23 protein-coding genes, 2 tRNA genes and 1 pseudogene are annotated in these 23,454 nt (G+C 26.7%); 24 read left to right on the top strand and 2 right to left on the bottom strand.

Features of this window, described 5'->3' with window-relative positions:
• The first annotated feature begins 88 nt into the window (after positions 1-88).
• The 11 genes from VJI77_RS02560 (at position 89) to VJI77_RS02510 (ending at position 8,235) form a co-directional block, all read left to right on the top strand.
• Positions 89-165: transfer RNA gene (locus VJI77_RS02560), tRNA-Met, on the top strand.
• Between the two features lie 148 nt (positions 166-313).
• On the top strand, positions 314-955 hold the full coding sequence (locus VJI77_RS02555) for an epoxyqueuosine reductase QueH (protein ID WP_009372335.1): 642 nt from the start codon (positions 314-316) through the stop codon (positions 953-955).
• A 14-nt stretch (positions 956-969) separates the two neighbouring features.
• A tRNA-Arg gene (locus VJI77_RS02550) sits at positions 970-1,044 on the top strand.
• A gap of 113 nt (positions 1,045-1,157) precedes the next feature.
• Entirely contained in the window at positions 1,158-2,702 is a 1,545-nt protein-coding gene (cls, locus tag VJI77_RS02545) for a cardiolipin synthase (RefSeq protein ID WP_323988138.1), read from the top strand.
• Positions 2,703-2,849: 147 nt separating this feature from the next.
• The gene (gene truA, locus VJI77_RS02540) at positions 2,850-3,593 is read left to right on the top strand and encodes a tRNA pseudouridine(38-40) synthase TruA (RefSeq protein ID WP_323988136.1); all 744 of its coding nucleotides are present in this window, start codon (positions 2,850-2,852) and stop codon (positions 3,591-3,593) included.
• Entirely contained in the window at positions 3,580-4,089 is a 510-nt protein-coding gene (locus VJI77_RS02535) for a nucleoside-triphosphatase (RefSeq protein ID WP_323988134.1), read from the top strand. The genes truA and VJI77_RS02535 overlap by 14 nt, the downstream gene beginning before the upstream one ends.
• A complete protein-coding gene (tadA, locus tag VJI77_RS02530) occupies positions 4,082-4,549 on the top strand; it encodes a tRNA adenosine(34) deaminase TadA (protein ID WP_323988133.1) in 468 nt (155 codons plus the stop codon). The genes VJI77_RS02535 and tadA overlap by 8 nt, the downstream gene beginning before the upstream one ends.
• Positions 4,546-4,965 (top strand): hypothetical protein, encoded by a 420-nt coding sequence (locus VJI77_RS02525; protein WP_323988132.1) that lies wholly within the window; start codon positions 4,546-4,548, stop codon positions 4,963-4,965. Before tadA ends, VJI77_RS02525 begins: the two co-directional genes overlap by 4 nt.
• A complete protein-coding gene (locus tag VJI77_RS02520) occupies positions 4,958-5,686 on the top strand; it encodes a DNA/RNA non-specific endonuclease (protein WP_323988131.1) in 729 nt (242 codons plus the stop codon). The genes VJI77_RS02525 and VJI77_RS02520 overlap by 8 nt, the downstream gene beginning before the upstream one ends.
• Before the next feature lie 130 nt (positions 5,687-5,816).
• Entirely contained in the window at positions 5,817-6,548 is a 732-nt protein-coding gene (locus tag VJI77_RS02515) for an ABC transporter ATP-binding protein (RefSeq protein WP_009372732.1), read from the top strand.
• Positions 6,535-8,235 (top strand): hypothetical protein, encoded by a 1,701-nt coding sequence (locus VJI77_RS02510; RefSeq protein WP_323988129.1) that lies wholly within the window; start codon positions 6,535-6,537, stop codon positions 8,233-8,235. Before VJI77_RS02515 ends, VJI77_RS02510 begins: the two co-directional genes overlap by 14 nt.
• A gap of 64 nt (positions 8,236-8,299) precedes the next feature.
• Here the strand turns inward: VJI77_RS02510 and VJI77_RS02505 are convergent, their stop codons facing one another.
• Positions 8,300-9,781: a nicotinate phosphoribosyltransferase gene (locus VJI77_RS02505; protein ID WP_323988128.1), complete on the bottom strand. Its 1,482-nt coding sequence runs from the start codon at positions 9,779-9,781 to the stop codon at positions 8,300-8,302.
• Positions 9,782-9,800: 19 nt separating this feature from the next.
• Positions 9,801-10,580: a hypothetical protein gene (locus VJI77_RS02500; RefSeq protein WP_323988127.1), complete on the bottom strand. Its 780-nt coding sequence runs from the start codon at positions 10,578-10,580 to the stop codon at positions 9,801-9,803.
• 249 nt (positions 10,581-10,829) lie between these two features.
• On the opposite strand from VJI77_RS02500, the gene VJI77_RS02495 reads away from it, so the two are divergent.
• The 13 genes and pseudogenes from VJI77_RS02495 to VJI77_RS02435 all read left to right on the top strand — a co-directional run bounded on the left by VJI77_RS02495 (position 10,830) and on the right by VJI77_RS02435 (position 23,380).
• Positions 10,830-11,942: a metal ABC transporter substrate-binding protein gene (locus tag VJI77_RS02495; RefSeq protein ID WP_009372496.1), complete on the top strand. Its 1,113-nt coding sequence runs from the start codon at positions 10,830-10,832 to the stop codon at positions 11,940-11,942.
• Positions 11,942-12,613: a metal ABC transporter ATP-binding protein gene (locus VJI77_RS02490; protein WP_323988126.1), complete on the top strand. Its 672-nt coding sequence runs from the start codon at positions 11,942-11,944 to the stop codon at positions 12,611-12,613. The genes VJI77_RS02495 and VJI77_RS02490 overlap by 1 nt, the downstream gene beginning before the upstream one ends.
• On the top strand, positions 12,606-13,424 hold the full coding sequence (locus VJI77_RS02485; RefSeq protein WP_293440155.1) for a metal ABC transporter permease: 819 nt from the start codon (positions 12,606-12,608) through the stop codon (positions 13,422-13,424). The genes VJI77_RS02490 and VJI77_RS02485 overlap by 8 nt, the downstream gene beginning before the upstream one ends.
• Entirely contained in the window at positions 13,417-14,097 is a 681-nt protein-coding gene (locus VJI77_RS02480; RefSeq protein ID WP_293440157.1) for a TIGR03943 family putative permease subunit, read from the top strand. The genes VJI77_RS02485 and VJI77_RS02480 overlap by 8 nt, the downstream gene beginning before the upstream one ends.
• Before the next feature lie 268 nt (positions 14,098-14,365).
• Positions 14,366-14,866, top strand: coding sequence for a dihydrofolate reductase (locus VJI77_RS02475; RefSeq protein ID WP_293440159.1), 501 nt, complete (start codon positions 14,366-14,368; stop codon positions 14,864-14,866).
• A 3-nt stretch (positions 14,867-14,869) separates the two neighbouring features.
• Positions 14,870-15,646 (top strand): class B sortase, encoded by a 777-nt coding sequence (srtB, locus tag VJI77_RS02470; protein ID WP_293440161.1) that lies wholly within the window; start codon positions 14,870-14,872, stop codon positions 15,644-15,646.
• Between the two features lie 101 nt (positions 15,647-15,747).
• On the top strand, positions 15,748-16,725 hold the full coding sequence (locus tag VJI77_RS02465) for a glycosyltransferase family 2 protein (protein ID WP_323988125.1): 978 nt from the start codon (positions 15,748-15,750) through the stop codon (positions 16,723-16,725).
• Positions 16,725-17,534, top strand: coding sequence for a LicD family protein (locus VJI77_RS02460; RefSeq protein ID WP_323988124.1), 810 nt, complete (start codon positions 16,725-16,727; stop codon positions 17,532-17,534). Before VJI77_RS02465 ends, VJI77_RS02460 begins: the two co-directional genes overlap by 1 nt.
• A gap of 9 nt (positions 17,535-17,543) precedes the next feature.
• Positions 17,544-18,356 carry a LicD family protein gene (locus VJI77_RS02455; protein ID WP_313961603.1) on the top strand — a complete coding sequence of 271 codons (813 nt, stop codon included), beginning with the start codon at positions 17,544-17,546 and terminating at the stop codon, positions 18,354-18,356.
• Positions 18,357-18,373: 17 nt separating this feature from the next.
• Complete coding sequence (locus VJI77_RS02450; protein ID WP_323988123.1) at positions 18,374-19,873, top strand: oligosaccharide flippase family protein; 1,500 nt, start codon at positions 18,374-18,376, stop codon at positions 19,871-19,873.
• A gap of 111 nt (positions 19,874-19,984) precedes the next feature.
• Complete coding sequence (locus VJI77_RS02445) at positions 19,985-21,775, top strand: NTP transferase domain-containing protein (protein WP_323988122.1); 1,791 nt, start codon at positions 19,985-19,987, stop codon at positions 21,773-21,775.
• Positions 21,768-21,950: a hypothetical protein gene (locus VJI77_RS02440; protein ID WP_293440173.1), complete on the top strand. Its 183-nt coding sequence runs from the start codon at positions 21,768-21,770 to the stop codon at positions 21,948-21,950. Before VJI77_RS02445 ends, VJI77_RS02440 begins: the two co-directional genes overlap by 8 nt.
• Positions 21,950-23,380: pseudogene (locus tag VJI77_RS02435) on the top strand (cytosine permease). The gene VJI77_RS02440 and the pseudogene VJI77_RS02435 overlap by 1 nt, the downstream one beginning before the upstream one ends.
• Positions 23,381-23,454: the final 74 nt, after the last annotated feature.

The following is a 23,454-nucleotide window of genomic DNA, read 5'->3' as shown; positions in this document are numbered from 1 at the left end:
TGGCAGACGCACAGGACTTAAAATCCTGCGATGTTAACTCATCGTACCGGTTCGATTCCGGTCCTCGGCACCAGTTTAGTTTTTATATCGCGGGATGGAGCAGTTTGGTAGCTCGTCGGGCTCATAACCCGAAGGTCGTAGGTTCAAATCCTGCTCCCGCAACCATAAGAATAATCGAAAGATTATTCTTTTTTTGTGCAAAAGTTGGCTTAAATTGAATAAAAAATTTATATTATATTATTATATTATATAATTACTCAAGATTTGATTTTAAAGCATATTTGTGTTAAAATTATATGATAAGGAGGCAAATATGAAAGAGAATTATCAATTATTATTAGACAATATAATAAAAGAAAATGAAAAAAATAATATTGTTCCAACTCTTCTACTACATTCATGTTGTGGACCTTGTAGTAGTTATTGTCTTGAATATTTGTCTAATTATTTTAGAATTACAATTTTTTACTATAATCCAAATATTTACCCTAAAGAAGAATATTTTTTTAGAGTTGAAGAGCAAAGGAAATTGATTAAAAAAATTAATGGAAAATATCCTATAAATATGGTTGTTGGTAAGTATGATGTTGATAGATTTTATAAAATTGTAAAGGGAATGGAAAAAATGAAAGAGGGTTCTGTTCGTTGCCATAATTGTTATGAATTACGATTAAAAGAAGCTGCATTATTAGCAAAATCTGAAAATTTTGACTATTTTACAACAACGCTCACAATTAGTCCTCATAAAAATTCACAAATTTTAAATCAGATAGGACAGAAAATTGCTGAAGAAGTTGGAGTAAAGCATCTTCCGTCTGATTTTAAAAAGAGAAATGGATATAAAAGGAGTGTTGAACTTTCTTTGATGTTTGGAATGTATAGGCAAGATTATTGTGGTTGTATCTTTTCTAAGATGGAGAGAGAAGAATTTAAAAAATTAAAAGAAAGCTCATAGCCTTCTTTTCTTATGTTCTTGTAGTTAAACGGATATAACAGTCCCCTCCTAAGGGACCGTTGTGGGTTCGATTCCCGCCAAGAACGCCAAGAAAGTACATTTAATAATGTACTTTTTATTTATAGTGAATAAACAAACACCCATATGACATAAAGAGTTATGTGGAAATAGAAATTTCACTGTTTTTGCATAGGAGAAAATAATGAAAAGTTTTTTTAATTTTATTTTTAGTAGGATTTTTTTCATATTTTGTATGGTTTTAATTCAACTAGCTCTTTTAACATTGTTTATAATCTATTTTAATAGATATTTTATTTACTTGTATGGAACAAATTTGATTTTTGGTATAATTTTCACATTTATTATTATAAATGATAATATTAATCCAGCATTTAAAATAACTTGGATACTAATTGTAGTGGTACTTCCATTTTTAGGCGGATTAATTTATTTAACTTTTGGAGAAAAAAGACTTTTGAAGTCTGTTAAAAAAAGACTTTTTAATTTTTCCATAAAGTTTAAAGATTCAATGGATCTTTCAAAGGATTATGATATTGAAAATTTGAATGCGGCTGATATGAATGTTTATAGACAAGCTAAGTATATAAATAGTGTGACTGGGAGTCCAATTTTTTTTAATACTAAAACAAAGTATTTTTCTTCAGGAGAAGAGAGTTTTGATGAGTATTTAAATGATTTAAAATCAGCAGAAAAGTTTATTTTTATGGAATATTTTATTATTTCAGAAGGTTTTTTCTTAGATTCTGTTTTAAGAATACTAAAACAAAAAGTAAAAAATGGAGTAGAAGTTAAAATTATTGTAGATGATTTAGGTAGCATTTTTACAATTTCAAATAAAAAACTTGCTGACATTAGAAATTCTGGAATAAAAGTTGTAGAATTTAATCAAGTTAAAGGTATTATTTTACCAAAACATAATAATAGGACTCATAGAAAAATGACTATTATTGATGGAAAAATTGCTTATACTGGTGGAATTAATATAGCTGATGAGTATATAAATTTATACGAAAAATATGGTTATTGGAAAGATTCAGTTTTAAAGCTTGAAGGTCATGCTGTAGCCTCTTTTATAAATATGTTTATTTCTCTTTGGGACTATTCAACTGGAGAAAATACTGATATTTTGAGTTTGTATGATAAAAGTGACCTTGAAAAAAAATCCAGTATTAAGGACGATCTTGGCGTAGTAATTCCTTTTTCTGAAACACCAGTTATGGAATCTACAAGTGAAAATATGTATCTTAATATGATTAGACGAGCAAATAGATATATTTATATAACGACACCCTATTTAATAATAACTTGGGAAATGGAAAAAGCTTTAATAAGTGCTGCAAAAACAGGCGTTGATGTTAGAATTATAACACCACATATACCAGATAAAAAATATGTTCACTTACTTACTAGGTCTTTTTATAAAAATCTTGTAGAAAACGGAGTGAAAATATATGAATTTGAAAAGGGATTTATCCATGCGAAGAATTTCCTTTGTGATGATGGATTTGTTGTAATAGGGAGTATTAATTTAGATTACAGGAGTCTTTATCTTCACTTTGAATGTGCAGTTTGGACATTTGGAACTCCTATAGTAAAGGATGTTAAGGAAGATTTTGAAAATACTTTAAAAGAATCTATAGAGATTACTCCAGAGTGGATAAAATCAAGAAAATTAATAACAAGAATATTGCAATCGCTGTTAAGGCTGTTTGCACCATTAATGTAAGGAGAACTTTTACTCATAGTAAAAGTTTTTTTTTAATAGTATTAATTATAGCGATTTAATGTTGACAAGATTTACTTTCAAAATTGTACATATTATAAATATTATGATAGAATAATAGTCTAGAATATTATAAAAATGGAGATATTTATGAGAAATATTATGCTCACAGTTAGTTACGATGGAAGCTTGTTTTTTGGATTTCAAAAGCAAGAAAATGTTGTAACTGTTCAGGGAGAGATAGAGAATGCCCTAAAGAAAATTACCGGAGAAAATATTAAAATTATTTCAGCAGGAAGAACTGATAGAGGTGTACATTCTTTAAGACATATAATCAATTTTCATACTGAAAGTAATGTAGGAATTTTAAATTTTAAAACTGCTTTAAATCATTTTTTACCTATTGGTATTAGAGTCTTAGATTCTAAGGAGGTTTCTGAAAATTTTCATTCAAGATTTGATGCAAAGATGAAAACATATAAATATATTTTAAATTTAGATGAAGTTATGGATCCTATTTACTATAATTATAAGGCAAATTTTCCGTACCCTTTAGATATCGAGAAAATGCAAAGAGCAAAAGAATGTTTTATTGGGAAAAAGAGTTTTAAGTCATTTATGGGTCCAAGAACAGGTAATACTAATCCTATTAGGGAGATTAATTCTTTTGAAATGTATAAAGAAAATAATGACTTAATTTTTTTGATTAAGGGTCAAAGTTTTATTAGAAATCAAGTTAGAATAATGGTAGGAACTCTAGTAGACATTGGCAGAGGATTAATTGAGGAAGATGAACTTGAAAAAATTTTAGATAGTGAAGATAGGACTAAGGCTGGAGTAACTTTAAGTCCAAATGGTCTTTATTTAATGGAGATTTTATATGACAAATTTTAAAGATTTAGATTTTTTAGTTGAGAGTTTACGAGAAGTTGATAATGGTAGAAATCACATTTTGATAACGGGTAATATTAAAGTTGGAAAAAGCACACTTTTAAATGCTTTTATAGAAAAATATTACAAAAATTCTAAAATTGATGGAATTATGACTGAGCTTGTTATTACTGATAAATTTCGAATTGAACTTTTTAGATATGGAACAGAAGAAAGATTTGTTATTGGAGAAAGAGAAAAAGAAATGAAATTCTTTGACGAGATTTTCTTGAAAAAAAGTTATGAATTTATTGAAAATTTTAAAGATAATGATATTTTAGTTTTTGATGAGATAGGGAATAAAGAATTACATTTAAAAGAATACTGTAAAAAATTAATTTCTCTTTTTGAAAATAATAGAATTTTTGCAGTACTTAAGAAAGGTGGAAATCCAGTAATTGAAAATTTGGATAAATTAGAAAATTTTGTAATTTTTGATTTGGATAAGTTTTATGAATAGAGATGAGTATTTTATGAGTCTTGCTTTGAAAGAGGCAAAAAAGGCTTATGATAAGGGAGAAGTACCGGTTGGTTGTGTAATTGTTAAAGATGATAAGGTAATAGCTAGAGGACATAATCAAGTTTTGAGTAGAAAAAGTGGAGTTTATCATGCAGAAATTATTGCTATCAATAAAGCGGGACAAAAACTGGGCGATTTTAGACTTGAAGATACTGAACTTTTTGTAACTCTTGAACCTTGTTGCATGTGTGCAGGAGCTATTGTAAATAGTAGGATAAATAGAGTAATTATTGGAGTAATGGATGTGAAAAGAGGTTTTTGTGGCTCAATCGAAAATGTATTAGATAGGCAGGAACTTAATCATAGGTCAATTATAAAACTAGGAGTATTGGAACAAGAATGTTTAGAAATTTTGCAAGATTTTTTTAAAAATTTAAGGAGTGAAAATAAAAATAAATGAAATTAGTAGTTTGTTTAGATGAAAATAATGGCATTAGGTTTTTTGGTAAAAGACAAAGTCAAGATGAGTTGCAAAGAAAAAATCTCTTTGAATTAATTGGAAATTCAAAAATTTTTTTAACAGAATATAGCTACGATTTATATAAAGAAATAGAATTTAATTTTGAAATTATCGATGAAAATATAGAGATTGATGGAGACTCAGTATTTTTATATGAAGGAGAATTTTTAGATAAATTTTTACCTTTTGTTGATGAAATAATAGTCTATTTTTGGAATAGAGATTATCCTTTTGATGAAACATTTGATGAGTTTGAACAAGATTGTTGGAAGGAAAAAGAAGTTTTAGAATTCAAAGGAAAAAGCCATGAAAAAATTACTAGAAAAATATTTGTAAAGGAGAATAAAGATGAATAATAAGATTAGAATTGATAAGAAAAATATTAAGATTTTTGGAACTTTATTACTTATTATTATTGCATTATTTATTGCTTTTTTTACATATAGGTATGTTGAAAATAAAAATACTAGGAATACTAATATCGTTGGACTTGATATAAACAAGCTTCCAGAATATAACGGAAAGCCTTATGTAGTCATAAATAATAATGAGCCAAATTTTGATAAAAGTGAACTAGTTGCTGAATCTTTTGAAAAATATTCAGAACTTGATTCCTTAAAAAGATGTGGAGTTGCTGATTCAATAATTGGTCAAGACTTAATGCCAACTTCAAAAAGAGAGAATATTTCCTCAGTAAAGCCAACAGGATGGAAATCTGTTAAATATAACGGAATAGATGGTGGAAATTTATATAATCGTTGCCATTTGATAGGGTTTCAACTTGCAGGGGAAAATGCAAATAAAAGAAACTTAATAACAGGAACAAGATATTTGAATACAAAAGGAATGTTACCTTTTGAAAATATGATAGCCGATTATGTAAAGGAAACAAATAATCATGTAAGATATAGAGTAACTCCTATTTTTATAGATAAAGAACTTGTAGCAAGAGGTGTTCAGCTAGAGGCCATTTCCATTGAAGATAATGGAAAGGCGATTAAATTTAATGTATATTGTTTTAATGTCCAACCCGATATTGAAATAGATTATAAGACAGGAAATTCTTGGAAAAAATAATTAATAAAAATAAAATAATGTTAAAAGATTAATGTTGATTTTTTATCTAAAAATGTGATAAAATTAGCTGGTAAAAGTTTTTAATCGATACAATTAAAACTTTTTAATATTTGATAAGGAGGTATTATAAATGATTCAGTTCAAAAATGTAACAAAAATTTTTTCTAAAGGAGTTAAAGCTGTTGATAATATCAGTTTTACTATTGATGAGGGAGAAATTTTTGGATTTCTAGGTCCTAATGGAGCTGGAAAGAGTACAAGTCTAAAAATGTTGGTTGGAATTTTAGAACAAACAGAAGGTAAAATTACAGTTAATGGAGTTGATACTCTTGAAAACTCTATAAAGGTAAAAGAAATGATTAGTTATGTTCCTGATAATCCAGATATTTATACAAAAATGACTGGAATAAAGTACTTGAATTTTATCGCTGATATTTATGGTATAGATGAAGAAGTCAGAAAAGAAAAAATTGAAGAGTATAATAAGAAATTAGAGTTAGGAGATGCAATTTACAGTACAATAGATAGTTATTCACATGGTATGCGTCAAAAATTAGTATTGATTGGAGCGTTGATTACTTCTCCTAAGGTTTTAATTCTTGATGAACCAATGGTTGGACTAGATGTTAAAACTTCTTTTAATTTAAAAAACATTTTAAGAGAGTTTGCTGATGCTGGAAATACTGTAATATTTTCAACACATGTTATGGAAGTTGCAGAAAAAATTTGTGATAAATTAGTTATTATTAACAAAGGAAAAATTGCATTTTGTGGAAGTTTATCAGAATTGAAATCTGCAGATCATTCTAATGAAGATTTGGAAAGAATATTCTTGGAGTTGACTGACGATGAAACAATCTAAATTATGGACTTTAATAAAATATTTTGTTTCAATTGATTTTTTTGCAATTTTATCTATAAGACAAAATTTAAAAACAAAAGGAAAAAGAGCAGCCAGTTTTCAAGGGGCTGCAGGCATAATATTTCTTGCTATAATGTTTATCTGGGGAGCTCCTAAACTTGGAAAATTCTTAGCTAGTAATTTTCAAACAGCAATAGGTAGTGCAAGTATAACTACTTTTTCTGTAGGAATTTTTGTTATAACACTATTCTTATCATTGGCAACAGCTTTTGTATTCATTGAAAAGAATAATGAAACTGAAATATTATTATCTTTGCCAGTATCTGGTAGTGATATATTTTTATCAAGAATTTATTCTTTAGCAATAACATTTTTCATATCATTCTTTTTGATTTTTGTTATAGCATTTGGAGTAACTGGATATACTCTTGGAAAGGGAATTGATTTTTACATCTTTACTTTTCTAGGATTGATTTTACTTAATTTAGAGGCAATTTTATTAACTGGGGTTATAATACTTATTTTTGGTAAATTACTTAGAACTAGTAAAATATTCAACAGATTTTTAAAATTGATTTATGGATTATTTACAATTGGATTATTTATTGTGTATATGATTTTTACTCAAGCTGCATCAAATCCAGCACTAGGAGTTAATCTTGGAAAAATTCTTGTAGATTTTGATAAAAAACTTTCATCAATATTTTTCTTTGTAGTTTGGATTAAGAAAATAGTTATTTCTAATGATATTATGACTTCTGTTGTAAATTTAGGAATTGGATTAATTATTTGCATAATTCTTTCATTTTTATTAAAATTCTTTGCAGAGAGAAATTATCTTGAAATTTTGAGAAGTGTGAATGTCGTTTCACAAGAAAGCAAAGCAGTTATTGAAAAAAGAAAAAAACAAGGTGTTGCACATGCAAGACAATATAAACTTATTGTATTAATAAAGAAAGAATTTAATCAAATCATAACAACTCCAACATATTTTATGCAAGTAGTTATGATTGATTTAATGGTAGTTATTATGTCTTGTATAGCAGTATATTATGGACTTAAATTTAAATCTCAATTTAAATTTGCTGTAAATTTTGTAGTATCTAACCAACCAATAGGATATTTATTAGCAATAGCATTTGGAATTGGTGCTATTCTAGGACTTTTCTGTGGACTTTCATCACTTACTACAAGTTCTGTATCAAGAGAAGGAAAGGCTTTTTGGGTAATAGCTACTGCTCCAATAGGAATTAATACGCATATAATGTCAAGAATCATTGCTTGTCAAGTATTGCACTTTATTTCTGCAATAATAGTAATATTATTATCAATGATTTTATATATCTTTAATCCTATTTTATATCTTGCAGTTATACTTGGAATGTCTTTAACTTTATTTACAAGTGGAAGTTTAAATATGATTTTGGGATTAATTAATCCATATTTTGATTGGAAAACACCAAAAGAAGCTATGAATGGTGGTTCTGGTGGAATAAGTGTATTTGTTTCAATTTTGATTAATTATGGATTATATGCATTACTTATATTTGTAACTGTAAAGATGATTAAATGGGATTATAAAGTACCTGCAGTTATTTTAGCTAATATATGCATTATTTTATTAACTGCAATAATATCATATTTAATAGACAGAAAACTATTTAAGAGATTATTAAGAAGATTATAATTTCAATGATGTGTTACATCAATTAAGAATTTTAAATTTTTTTTACAATGAAAAACAGAGTGATTTATTCACTCTGTTTTTTTGCTTTTTTTGATATTCTTATTGTTTCTTTTAATAGATTATTTTTTAATTCCCATAAGTCTTTTGAAAGATCGACTTTATATATGTGAGGATTATCAAATCTTTTAAACTCATCCCAAAGACTTTCAATTTCACTTGCACAATATTCTCTAATTTCTTTTATATTTGGAAGTTTGTAGATTAACTCTCCATTTTTGAAAATTTGTTTTAGCATTGGTCTTAAGATATAATCTTCATAAGTTGTAGTTTTCCAAGTATAAATTGGATGAAAAATAGAAATTGGTTTACTTTCATCAATTTTTTCATCGAATAGAGTAATTAAATCGGCTTCAGCTTTTTTTGTCTTTTTATCATATATTCTATATAGATTTTTAACCCCTGGTGTTGTTATTTTATCAACATTTTCTGAAACTTTAATCTTTGGAATAATCTTTCCGTCTTCTTCAATTGCTACTAATTTATAAACTCCACCAAAAACTGGATGAGTTTTTGAAGTTATAAGTCTTTCACCAATACCAAATGAATCAATTTGAGCTCCTTGGTGTAATAAATCTCTAATAGTATATTCGTCTAGAGAGTTTGAAACTACAATTTGTGCATCTTCATATCCAGCATCATCTAACATTTTTCTAGCTTGTTTTGAAAGATAGGCTAAGTCACCACTGTCAAGTCTAATTCCTTTTGGTCTTATTCCCATAGGTTTAAGAATTTCATCAAAAGTTTTTATTGCATTTGGAATACCTGATTGTAAGGTATTATAAGTATCAACAAGCAAGACACAATTATTTGGGAAAGATTTTGCAAATGCTTTAAAAGCTTCCAATTCAGTATCAAACATTTGTACCCAAGAGTGAGCCATAGTACCAAGAACTGGAATATCAAATAATTTTCCAGTTAATACATTAGAAGTACCATCTACACCTGCAATATATGAGGCTTTTGCTCCGTACACAGAAGCATCAATTCCCTGTGCGCGTCTTGCTCCAAATTCCATAACAGCTCTACCTTTAGCAGCTCTTTTTATTCTATTGGATTTAGTTGCTATTAAACTTTCATGATTTATTATTAATAAAGCTATTGTTTCTATTAATTGAGCTTGAACTGCAGGACCTCTAACGGTCATTATAGGTTCATAAGGAAAGATTACACTTCCTTCAGGAACAGACCATATATCACATTCAAATTTAAAATTTTTTAAAAAATTTAAAAATTTATCATCAAAAGTATTTAAAGATTTAAAATATTCTATATCTTCATCATTAAATCTCATTGAATTAAGAATTTGAGTTAAATGTTCCAATCCGGAAAAGATTGCATAACTTGCACCATCCGGATTTTCTCTATAAAAAATATCAAAATAAGTAATTTTATTATCCAAATTTTCATTAAAATACCCTTGAGCCATAGTGTATTCATAAAAATCTGAAAGAATTGAAATATTGAATTCATTAAAATTTCTGTTCATAAAAAACCTCCATAGAAATCTATTTATTTAATAAATATTCAAGATCATGATCAAATATACGAATTCTATTATATATTTGTTTTTGCCATTCTGTATCAAAAGTACCATCATTATTTATAAAAAAGTTAGAATCCATATATCTCATTATTATATAGTTACTATTTTTTTGATCGAAGCCATTTCCCCAAGAAAAATCAATTCCATTTCCGGTATTTCTTGTAACAATTGCCTCAATTAGAGGTAAAGTAATTTCATTACAAGGAATTCTCATATCAGGAATATTCCAGAATGTTTTTTTCTCCTTTTTGTATATTAAAAGGTTTGAAATTGTACCATTTGATGCACATTGTACTCTACGAATTTCATTAATATTTATGATATGCTTTGCTCCGGAGATAACACCATTAGAAATACGAATAGCTTTTTCTTTCAAACTACGAGCTAAATCTATATCCAAAGTATCAAGATTATTTGGAAAATCTTTTGTAAGTTTGTATGCAGCATGAGCTAGAAGTATAGACTTAGTTTCTAAAATATTATGACAATCATTTATAATTGTAGTGTCTGATGTAAAATCAATCGGAGCTGACTTATCTTTCTTTTCAAATAATAAATTATAATTTGAATTAGAATTACAATAGGAAAGTGCTATTATATATGAAATTTTATCAAAAGAAATATCAAAACTTTTCTTTTCTTTCTTTGCATCTTCATAAGATACTCCATCTTTTTTTACTGTTAAAAGACTTCCATCTTTACGAGTAAATTTCACATGTTGCTTTTCAAATATAGTTTTCATAAATCCCCCTTAAGCTTATTTATTATATCGATTCTTATTATAACACTTTTAGTATTTTTTTTCTATTATGATAAAAACAAATTTACTTTAAACTTAATTTCATTATTAAAAATTTAAATTTTTTCTAAATGTAAATAAAAATTATTCTTATTTATATGGATAATTTTTTATTTTTGTGATACAATATAAAAGAATTAGAATTATGCTTGAAATTTTAATTTTTAAAATTTCTTAAATAGGGGGTACAATATGAAAAATATTTCAAAAAAAGTTTTTGGATTAATATTAGCAGGTGCAGTTTTAATTACAGGTTGTACTGCAAAAACTGAGAAAAAAGAAAAAGAAGAAACAAAAAAACCTAAATTAAAAGTTGTAACTACAATTTTTCCAGAATATGATATGGCAAGAGCCATTGCAAAAGATAAAGTTGATTTAGAATTACTAGTAAAACCAGCGGTAGACGTTCATTCATTTAGTCCTACTCCACAAGACATAAAAACAGTTGAAAATTCAGATGTTTTTATTTATGGTGGAACTGAACATGATAAATGGGTTGATACTTTGACAAAAAGTATAGATATGCAAAATAAAAAAGTAGTAAAATTGGTTGATGGTATTAAACAACTTGAAGAAGAAACAGTTGAAGGAATGAAACATGAACATGATCACGATCATGACCATGATGATAAAGATGAAGATCATGATGAAAAAGATCATGACCACGACCATGAAAAAGAAGAAAAGCACAATCATAAAAATGAAAAAGAACATAATCATAATGATAAAGACGAAAAAGATGAACATGAAGAACATCATGATCATGATTCAGAAAAAGAAATGGATCCACATTATTGGACTTCACCAAAAAATGCTATTCAAATGGTTAAAACAATAACTGATGCATTGGTTGAAAAAGACCCAGATAATGCAGAATTCTATAAAGAAAATGCTAATAATTACATTAAACAACTTGAAGGCGTAGATAAAGAATTACATGATGTTGTTGATAATGCAAAGATTAAAAAAGTTGTTATAGCTGATAGATTTCCTTTCAGATATTTATTTTCTGATTTAGGATTAGAATATAGAGCTTTATTCTCAGGTTGTAGTGTAGAATCAACAGCAAGTGCTGGACAAATAAAGAAAATGGTTGATTATGTAAAAGAAAATAAAATCCCAGTAGTTTATCATATTGAAATGGGAAAAGGAGAAATGGCTGAAACTGTAGCAAAAGATTCAGGAGCAAAAGTTAAACTTTTACATTCAATTCATACTGTAACTAAAGAAGAGTTCGATAAGGGTATAACTTATATAGATCTTATGAAACAAAATGTGGAGGCATTAAAAGAAGGACTTAATTAATGAAAGAAAAAATGTTAGTTTGTGAAAATTTAAATATTTTTTACAAAAATAATAAAATAATTGAAGATTTAAGTTTTTCCGTTGATGAGGGAGATTTCTTCCTCATCTTAGGAAAAAACGGAGTAGGAAAATCTACATTATTAAAAGGAATTTTAGGTTTAAAAAATATCTCTTCAGGAGAAATAAAGAAAAATTTTAAAATTTGTGGATATATGTCTCAAGAAGTTTTATTAAAAAAAGAATTCCCATCAACAATATGGGAATTTGTTTTATCTTCAAGAGCTGTTTATTCTAAGTTTTTCTATAATTCAAAAGATACTGAAGTTGTTAAAGAAAATTTAAAAAAATTAAATCTTTGGGATATTAAAGATAAGAGCATAAGTTCACTTTCAATAGGGCAAAGACAGAGAGTGTTGCTTTGTAGATGTCTTTGTGTATCTGAAAAGATAATATTTTTAGATGAACCTACAAATTCTTTAGATATTAATGTTAGAAAAATGTTGTATGATATTTTAGAAAAACTAAATAGAGAAGGACTTACTATTGTTATGATAAGTCATGATGAGGAAGCTTTTAAATATTCTAATAGAGCTTTAATTTTAGGAAAAGAAAATAAAGTCATAGAAAATGTTTGGGAAAAATATGAAAAGGGGGAAATAAATTTTGATTAGTTTAATTTCAGAAATGTTAAGTTATCCCTTTATGGTTAAAGCAATATTCGTTGGACTTTTGATTTCTATAAGCTCTGCATTACTTGGAATAACTCTAGTCTTGAAAAGATATGCAATGATAGGTGTTGGACTTTCTAATGTTTCATTTGCAGCACTTTCAATTGCTCTTTCTTTTGACATTTCTCCAATAGAATTTTCAATGCCTATAGTAATTATAGCGGGAATTATTCTTTTAAAGTATGGAGAAAAATATAATATTAGTAGTGATACAGCAATTGCTCTATTGAGTTGTGTATCAGTTTCTATAGGTGTAACATTTACTGCTGTAACTAAGGGATTAAATGTGGATGTCTGTAACTACTTATTTGGAAGTATATTGATTATGAAAAGAAGTGATATGTATATCAGCTTTGTTTTAGGGATAATAGTTTTAATTTCATATATTTTGTTGTATAATAAAATATATACTATAACTATTGATGAAGATTTTGCAAAGGCAAGCGGAGTAAATGTGAGTCTATATAATACTTTAGTTACAATTTTAATATCAGTAACTATAGTTATTGGGATGAAATTTATGGGAAGTATGCTTATTTCGTGCTTAATTATATTTCCTGCAATGACTTCTATGCGAATTTTTAAAAGCTATAAAGTAGTTGTAATCTCATCAGTTATAATTTCCGTAATAGCATTGTTTATTGGAATAACTTTATCATATATCTACTCAACTCCAACAGGAGCTAGTGTAGTTTTAGTCAATTTAGTTTTATTTATTTTATCTTGTATAGTAAGGAGGTTTATCAGTGAATAAAAAAGTATTAAGTTTAATATTATCTTGTCTTTTATTTTGTTCTTGTTCAAAGGCTGATGGTAATAGTAATTTTATAAAAAATAAAGAGAATAAAAATGATTTAAAAAGTGCTTTAAAAGATGATCCTGAAAATGCAGGAACAGATAAAGATAAAAAATCTACTGAAACTGATAAAAATCAAAATCCTGACGATTATAAAATTGATAGATATCAAAATCAAGATAATTCAAAAGATGAATACAAACAACCGGAGAAAAAGGATGAACTTACTAAAGAACAATTAAATGAAAAAAGAGATGCTGATTCAAAAGATGGAATAATAAATATTTCTGACGGAATTTTTTTAGCTCTTGTAAATGATATTTATGTAAATAAAGATGAATATGTTGGCAAGAAAGTTAGAATTTCTGGGCAAAATGTTAGATTTGAAGACAAAGATACCGGAGAAGTCATTTATGCAATTTTACGAGAAGGTCCAGGTTGTTGTTATAATGATAGCGTAATTGGATTTGAATATATTACTGATGGAAAATATCCTGAAAAGGATAAATGGTATGAAATGATTGGTGAAGTAATAATCGATAAATATAAAACTGGAAAAGTTGTAAAACTTAAACTTATTGAGATAAAAGAAATAGAACCAAAAGGAAAATTAATTCATTTTCAAAACTAATTGGAGATAATATCTCCAATTTTTTTGTAAAATAATTTATTTTTAAGGGTATAAATATCACATCTTAATAACAAAAATTAGATTAAAATATAGAATTGTGATATAATAATTACAGATTTATGCCTTATGATAAATCTGTAATTATTTCATCATAATTACATTAATTTAATTATTAAAAAGCGATTATGATATAATAATTTCATCGCAACAACGGAAAATAGTTATTAAAAGGAGTTGTGATTTAATAAAAAATAAAAAGGATAAAAATATGGTATTAGATAATTTATATTTAATAGTTGCAATTACTGAAAAAACTAATGCAATAGGCAAGGATAATAATTTATTGTATTTTCTAAAAGAAGATATGAATTTTTTTAAAGAAAAAACTTGTGGCAATTCAATAATTTGTGGGAGAAAAACCTTTGAAGGTTTTAAAATTAAACCGCTTCCAAAAAGAAAAAATATTGTTTTGACAAATAGTAATTTTTCTTTTGAAGGAGTAAATACTTTTAAAAATATAAAAGATTTGATTGAATTTGTAAAAGAAAATCCGAAAGAAAAATTTTTTGTTTGTGGGGGAATGAGTATTTATAAACAATTAATTGATTTTTGTTCAAGAATGTATATTACAAAATATGAAGAAAAAGAAATAATAGAAGCGGATAGTCATTTTCCTAAAATTGACGAAACTATTTGGAAAGTTACTGAAAAAATTAAAGGAGAAAGTCAAAATCCAACATTAACTTTTTACACTTATGAAAGGATTTAATATATGAAAAAAGAAGATATAGATGTAAAAAAAGTAAAGAAAAAACAGAGCAAAGCTAAAAAATGGTTTTGGAATATACTTTTTGTAATATGTTTAGGTGTTTTTATATATTCTGCTGGAAATATAATCAAAGATTATTATGGTTCATATAAAGCTGGGAAAGATTTAAGAGATTTAAAAGAGTCTGTTTTTAACGGTGAAGAAAAAGAGACTAAAAAAGAGGTAAACTTAGAAGAATTAAAAAAACTAAATTCTGATTCAATAGGTTGGCTAGAAGTTCCTGATACTAATATAGATGAGCCAGTTGTTCAGGGGAAAGACAATGATTACTATCTATGGAGAGATTTTAATAAAAAAACTTATCCCGTTACTGGAACATTATTTTTAGATGTATATAATAAGCCTGATTTTTCAGATAGAATTAGTTATATATTTGGACATAATATTTGGGATAAGACAAAATTTTATGAGTTGAGAAAATTTGAAGATAAATCATTTTTAGAAAATCATAAGACATTTTATCTTTATACAGAAAAAGGAAAACTAGAATATGAGGTACTTGGAATTGATCTTGTAGATCCTGATACTTCACTGTATGAACAAAGTTCTGAGAGAAATGAAGATGTAGAAGCAATGAAAAAAGAATTGTCTAAACATATTCCAAAGTCAGAGGTTGATAAAATTGATGAAAACACAAAAATTCTAATGCTTGTAACTTGTAAGACACCCGATGACAATACAGCAAGAAGAATTTTGTTTGCAAAATTAAAAGATAAGTAAAATCATAAGGGGATTTATATCTCCTTTGTTTTTTGTGAAAAATTGTAAATTTTAAGGATTTATAGTATACTATTTGTATTATTATAATATAAGGGAGAATTATGGACAAGATAAGTATTATTGTACCTGTATATAATGTAGAAAAATATGTAAAAAAATGTTTGGAGTCAATTGCCAATCAAACATATAAAAATATAGAGATTATAATAGTAAATGATGGAGCAACTGATAATAGCGAAAAAATTTGTAAAGAATTTGTTGAAAATGAAAATAGAGCAAAACTCTATACAAAAGAAAATGGTGGTTTGTCAAGCGCTAGAAATCATGGAATGAAATTTGCGACAGGTAAATATGTATTATTTATAGATTCTGATGATTATATTTCAGAAAATATGGTTGAAGAGCTTTATAAAAATATAAAATACGAAAATGCAGATGTATCTATTTGTGGAGTATATAATGTTTATTCTGATAATCAATCACCACAATGTAAGGAAGATTTGTATTTTAGTTGTGAAAAAGATAGATTTTTAAAAGAGTATTTCATTGGAGAAAAAATTCCAGGAACTATTTGTAATAAACTTATCTCTTATGAAATTGCTAGTAAAATCTCTTTTCCTGTTGGAAAAATTTATGAGGATGCTTTTTATCAGTTTGAGCTTGTAAAATATGCAAAGAAATATGTTGTAACTACAAAGGCATATTATTATTATTTTCATAGAGAAAATAGTATTACAACAAAACCATATACTGTAAAAAATATGAATTGCATAGAAATTTATTCTAATTTTTATGACTATATAAATAAGGAAGTTCCTTCTCTTTCTGAATTTGCTTTTTTCAGACTTTCATATGCTCATTTTATGGTTTTTGATAAAATGTTATTAAGTAATAATTATAAAAATATTTCAGAATATAGAGAAGTTTTAGGATTTTTAAAGAAGAATTTTTGGAAGATTTTTAAAAATAAGAATTTTAGAAAAGGTAGAAGAATTGCAGTAATAATGTTAAAATTAAATGTTAAATTATATAGATTTTTACTTTTAAAAGACTTGAAGAAAAAAGGAGTAAATGCTTAATGGAAATCAAATATCTTTCTATGGATGAAATAAAATCAATAGAACTTGAAATTTTACAATATATTCACGATTTTTGTGTTAAAAATGATATAAAATATTTTATAAATTATGGAACGTTGATTGGGGCAGTAAGACATAAAGGATTTATTCCTTGGGATGACGATATAGATATTTGTATGTTTAGAAAAGACTATGAAAAGTTTATAGATTTATTTTCAAAAGATGATGGAATTTATAAAATTTTATCTTTGGAACTAAATGACAAATATTATAATAACTTTATTAAAGTTGTAAATTCAAAGACTAAAATTGAAGATGAAAGAAATTATAAGACTTATGATTCAGGAATTTTTATTGATATTTTTCCTATGGATTTCTTCGATGATTTAAGTATAGTTGAAAAGACATATAAGTTAGAAAGTTTTAAGCTTCTATCTTTTTCGAAAAAAGAAAATATTCAATATGGTGATAGTAAATTAAAGGATTTTATTAGGAGATTTTTTTGGACAGTTTTAAAACCAGTTTCACCTAGATATTTTGCTAAGAAAATCAAGAAAATTGTTGAAGCGAATGTTAAAGATAGCGGAAAATATTTAGGGCTTATAGGTTGCTCAAAATGGAAGTATGATGATGTTTTCGACTATAACCCTTTTGATGAATTAATCGAGTTAGAGTTTGAAAATAGTAGATTTTTTGCTCCAAAAAAATATGATGAAATTTTAAAAAAATACTATGGAGAATATATGGAATTTCCACCTGTTGAAAAGAGAGTATATCCTCATGAAATTAAGGCTTATTATATAGATTAGGAGATTAAGATGAAAGAGAGACTTACAGTTGATGAACTAAAAAAATATGAATTGGATATTTTAAAGTTCATTGACTATATTTGTAAAAAATATAATATAAAATATTTTGTAAACTATGGAACATTACTTGGAGCAGTTAGACATAAAGGATTTATTCCTTGGGATGACGATATTGATATATCTTTATATAGAAAAGACTATGAGCGATTACAAAAAGCTATTCTTGAAGAAAATAATGAAAGATATACAATTTTATCCAAGGACAACAGTGATTGGTATTTCCAAAATTTTCTTGTAGTTATAGATAAGCACACTCTGTTGGAAGATAGTGTAAAGAGAAATAGAAAAGACAGCAATGTTTTTGTTGATGTATTTCCGATTGATAGATTTAATGACTTAAATTTTGTGAAAAAAGCTCATTTGATGGTAACTTTGAAACATATTTGTTTCATAAAGAAAAAATATATAATTCATAAAGATAGTAAAATAAAAGATTTTTGTAGAGTTGTCTTTTGGCATTTGTTGGCATTTGTAAATCCGAGATTTTTTACAAAGAAAATTCAAAAACTTGTAGAAAGATATTCTGATGAAAATGGGATTTATGAAGCAGCGGTAGGAGTCGATAAAACAGGAATGAAAGAAGTTTTTGAAACGGGAACTTATGAGGAGTTGATAGAATTACCTTTTGAAGATATGATGGTACCAGCTCCTAAGAATTATGATAAGATTTTAACTCAATTTTATGGAGATTATATGCAAAAACCTTCTGATGCAGAAATTGAATATAAATCACATCTATTAGATGCTTATAGAATAAAATAGGGAGAATAATTTTAAATATGGCAAAAAATATAAAAGTTAATGCTTTAGCGAGTATTTTAGTTAGAGTTTTTAATATTCTGTTTCCTCTGATTACAGGTCCATACCTTGCCAGAATTTTGAGCAAGGAGGCTTATGGGGAATTTAATGCTGCAAATTCCATACTAAATTTGTTTATTCCATTTGCTGCATTTGGAATATACAGTTATGGGATTCGTTCGATAAGTAGAGTTAAAAATAATATGAAAGAAATAAGTAAAAATTTTACTGTTCTTTTTTCTATAAATGTAATAAGTTCTTTAAGCATTGGAATTTTGTATATAATATATATGCTTGTGAATGTAAATTCCAATATGTATATGTTGTATATTGCACTTAGTATTCAAATTTTTACGCAATTTGTAACTATAGAATGGATGAATGAGGCTTTTGAAAACTACGGATTTATACTCTTTAAAACATTATTTATCCGTGTACTTATGCTGGTTTCAATTTTTGCATTTGTACGAAAAGCAGATGATATAGTTAATTATGCTTTTATCTTATCAATTACAAATCTTATAAATTATTTAATAAGTTTTTACTATATAAAAAGAAAAGTGAAATTTGTAAAAATTGAATTAAAAGATATTCTTATCCATATAAAGCCTTTAATTGGAATGTTGCTTTTAGCTAATTCATATATGTTATATACTGCGTTGGATAGAGCTGTGCTTTCATTATTAGATGCAAAAATTTCAGTTTCCTACTATACCTTTGCGTTGTCAATAGCCCAACTTATTACAAGTGTAGTTTATTCTATAATAGTAGTAAGTATTCCAAGGCTTTCATATTATCATGGGAATAGTGATGAAAAAAATTATACAGAGTTATTAAATCAAGTTGCAAAGACCTTTTTATTCTTGGTAATTCCTATGGGTATTGGATTAAGTTGTGTATCTAATGAAGTAATGCTGATATATGCAGGAGAAAAATATTTAGAAGCTGGGTTTATTTTAAAACTGTTTTCGCTTAGAATAGTTATGTGGGCATTGGATCAACTTCTTGCAAATCAAGTTTTATTTGTAAGGGGATATGAAAAGAATATAACTGCCTTCTATTTTATAGGTGGATTTATGAACTTGGTTTTAAATATAGTTTTATTTAGATTAAAAGTTGTTCAACCTGAATATTTTGTTTATACAACTTTATTTTCAGAAATTGTAGTATTGATTATTCAAGTTTACTTTATAACAAAGAGAAATATTATTTCTATAAATGGGATATTAAAATCTTATGTAAAATATGTGCTATGCTCCATTCCGTTTTTTGCAATAACTTATGGAATAAATCATATTTTAAAATATTCATTGACATTGAATGTACAATTTCTTATTAGAGTATTTGCAATAATTGTATCTTGTGTACTATATTATTTTATTATTATGTATGTTACAAAGGACAAAATTTTATTCATTACAATTGATGGAATAAAAAGCAAATTCACAGTTAGAAAATATAAATTTAATTCAAAAAAATAACAAAAAAACAATACTTCGAAAGTTCTAGAATATTATATTTTAGAACTTTTTTCTTGTTCATTTTTATATAATATGATATAATAATTGAACAAGGTATTTAAGGAGGAACTTATGTTATCAATACAACAATTTGATATTTTAAATTTACTATTTAAAAATCAAGATAAAAAATATACGCAAAGAGAGATTTCAGATATTACAAATTTTTCTTTAGGAAAAGTTAATGAGACTTTGAAAAAATTAAAAAATAATGAATTTATAGATGAAAATTTAAAAATTACAGCTAAAGGATTTGTTGCATTAGAGCCTTATAAAGTTGATAATGCTATAATTATGGCTGCAGGAATGAGTTCAAGATTTGCACCGCTTTGTTATGAGAGTCCAAAAGGTCTTTTAAATGTAAAAGGGGAAAAACTAATTGAAAGAGAAATTTTACAACTAAAAGAGGCAGGAATAGAAGATATAACTTTAGTTGTAGGATATATGAAGGAAAAAATGTTTTACCTAGCTGAAAAATTTGGTGTAGATATTGTTGTTAATGAAGATTATTACAGATTTAACAATACTTCATCACTAATTTTGGTTACAGAAAGACTAAAAAATACTTATATCTGTTCTTCAGATAATTATTTTCCAAAAAATCCTTTTGAAAAATATGTTTATAGAGCATACTACTCTGCAGTTTACCAAGATGGAGAAAGTGATGAATACTTTGCAGAATGTGATAAAAAGGGAAGAATTACAGGAATAACAATTGGGGGAAAAGACGATTGGATAATGCTTGGTCATGTATTTTTCGATAGAGAATTTAGTGATAAATTTGTAAAACTTTTAAAAGCTGAATATCATGAGCCCATAGTTAGAGAAAATTTATGGGAAACTTTTTATATGCGTCATATAAAAGAATTGGATAATATGTATATTAGAAAATATGATGTAGAAGATATAAAAGAATTTGATTCTTTGGAGGAGTTAAGATTTTTTGACGAAAAATATGTTACTAATTCTGACTCTAAAATTTTCCAAAATATTTGCTCTGTTCTAAAATGTAATGAAGAAGAAATAAAGGATATTAAACCTATAAAAATGGGAATGACAAATACTTCTTTTAAATTCAGTTGTAAGGGAAAGTCCTATGTATATAGACATCCAGGCCCCGGAACTGAATTAATCATAAATAGAAAAAGTGAGTTTGACTCAATGAAAATTGCAAAAGAATTGGGTTTAGATGATACTTACATCTATATGGATGCTGATAGTGGTTGGAAAATTTCAAAATTTATCGAAGATGTAAAAATTCTCGATTATGCTGATAAAAAGAATGTAAAAAGAGCTATCTCTATGCTTAAAAAACTTCATACAAGTGGCAAAAAAACAGATTTTAAATTCAATATTTTTGAGGAAATTGAAAATTTTAAAATTAAAATAAAAAATTCACATCGTGATGATTTTGAAGATATGAATTTAATGAACGATAAAGTTTATAGATTAAAAACATTTTTAGAAAAAGATGATATAAAAGAGTGCATTTGCCATTGTGACAGTTATGATTTGAATTTTTTATTGGATAACAGAGATGAAATGTATTTGATAGACTGGGAATATTCTTCAATGTCAGATCCTGCAGGAGATATTGGTTGTTTTATAACTTGCTCAACATACTCTTTTGATGAAGCAGTTGATATAATAAAAGAATATTTTGATGGAAATCCTACGGATGAAGAATTAAGACATTATATTGCTTATGTTGCAGTAAGTTCGTTTTATTGGTTTTTATGGGCAATTAATCAAGAAATTCAAGGGAAGAGCATTGGGGAATATTTATATATTTGGTATAATCATACTAAAGAATATGCTGATTATGCTTTGAAATTATATGAACGAGGAGATAGTAATGAATAATCTGTCTATTGAAAAAATTATTTACGAAGAAACAGAAAAAAGATTGGATATAATGTCTAAAGAAGATTATGAATTTCCTAAAAAAATCACTAAAATAGATTGGCTTCTTATTTGTGGAATTGTAATAATTTCTATATTTTTAGTTATATTATGTATGATAGGAGTAATTGAATAATGAGTGGGAAATTAAATTATATTCAACAGGAGACGGTAACAGGTGTTGTCCCTATGATGAATTACGAAAGGAAGTATTCTTTCTTAGATTTGTTTTTAACCACAAGTGGTTTTGCAATAGCAACTTGGTGTTATACACAAGGAGCCTATGTTGCACAATTTTTAGGATTTAAACAGATGATTATAAATATTTTTTGTTTCAATCTAATATTTGTAATGATAGAATGTTTGCCTGTGTTATTTGCCGTGCGTTATGGAATAGATTTGTGGATATGGTTGAGAAGTGTTTTGGGAGAAAAAGGAGTTGCAATTTTATCAACAGTTATAAGTTTTGCAAACTTCGGTTGGTATGCAGTTGCAGCAAATCTCTTTGCTTCATCTATGATTAATCTTGCATTAAGTTTTGGAGTTGAATTAAATCCTATAATTTTCAAACCGTTACTTGGAACAGTATGTGTTGTGCTTGGAACTTTAATTGCACTTGGAGGACCTGAGGTTATTAAGTGGACAAACAGATTTTTAGTTATGGCTTTGCTTGTGGTTGGAGTTATAATAGTTGCAATTTGTCTTTTTGCAGTTCCAATTTCTGATATTCTAAAAGTTAAACCTATCTTAGCTGAAGGAACTACAAAATTACAAAACTTTATGTTATCTGGAGAAGGAAATATTGCTTTTGCATTTTCTTGGTCAACACAGGCTCTAGTACTTCCTAGACTTGCAAAATCTGAAAAAAGTGGATATTGGGCAACAAGTTTATCCTATGGAGCTGTAGCACCATTTTTCGTAGCGACAGGAGGTGTTATGGCATTGGCAATGTTTGTAAGAACTGGTGTATATGAAAGTGATCCTACAAAAATGTTATCAACATTGGCAACTCCGGGATTTGCATTATTGAGTTTGCTTTTAGTTGCCTTTGCAAATATTGGAACACAGGGAACTGGTTCCTATGTTAATTGTATGATAATAAAGAGCGGTATGCCTAAATTAAGCTACAAAAAATTAGTAATTATAGCTATGATTTATGTTAGTGGATTGACTATTTGGGGTGGAGTCGAAGAGTATTTTGGTTCATTTATTTCATTAGCGGCATATATTTAAGGTCCAATAATAGGGATGATTGTTGTAGATTATTTAATAGTTAGAAAAAGAATGCTATCTTTAAAATCTGCGTTTTTTATTAGAGGACATGATTCCTATAAATTTACAAATGGTTTTAACTTAGTAGGTCTTGGAATTGTAATAATAACTTTTGCATTAGCAATGTTATTTGTATATAATCCAATGACGGGAGCAATTAAAAGCAATCTGTTCTTAATTACAACAGGTAGTGGATTTACTGCAATTTTTGGAGGACTTTTATATTGGCTAGCAAGTTTAAGTCCATTAAAGTTATATATGTTAAAAGATAGAAATGATTTAGAAATAGTATAGAATATTTTAAAGGCAACTTTATAAAAGTTGTCTTTTTTGCTGATTTTTGGGTATTCAATACTTGTTATTATTGA

The organism is Parvimonas sp. D2 (assembly GCF_035282635.1).
Taxonomy (GTDB): domain Bacteria; phylum Bacillota; class Clostridia; order Tissierellales; family Peptoniphilaceae; genus Parvimonas.
The sequence above is the reverse complement of the archived record's forward strand: the minus strand, read 5'-3'. Positions and strand labels throughout refer to the sequence as shown.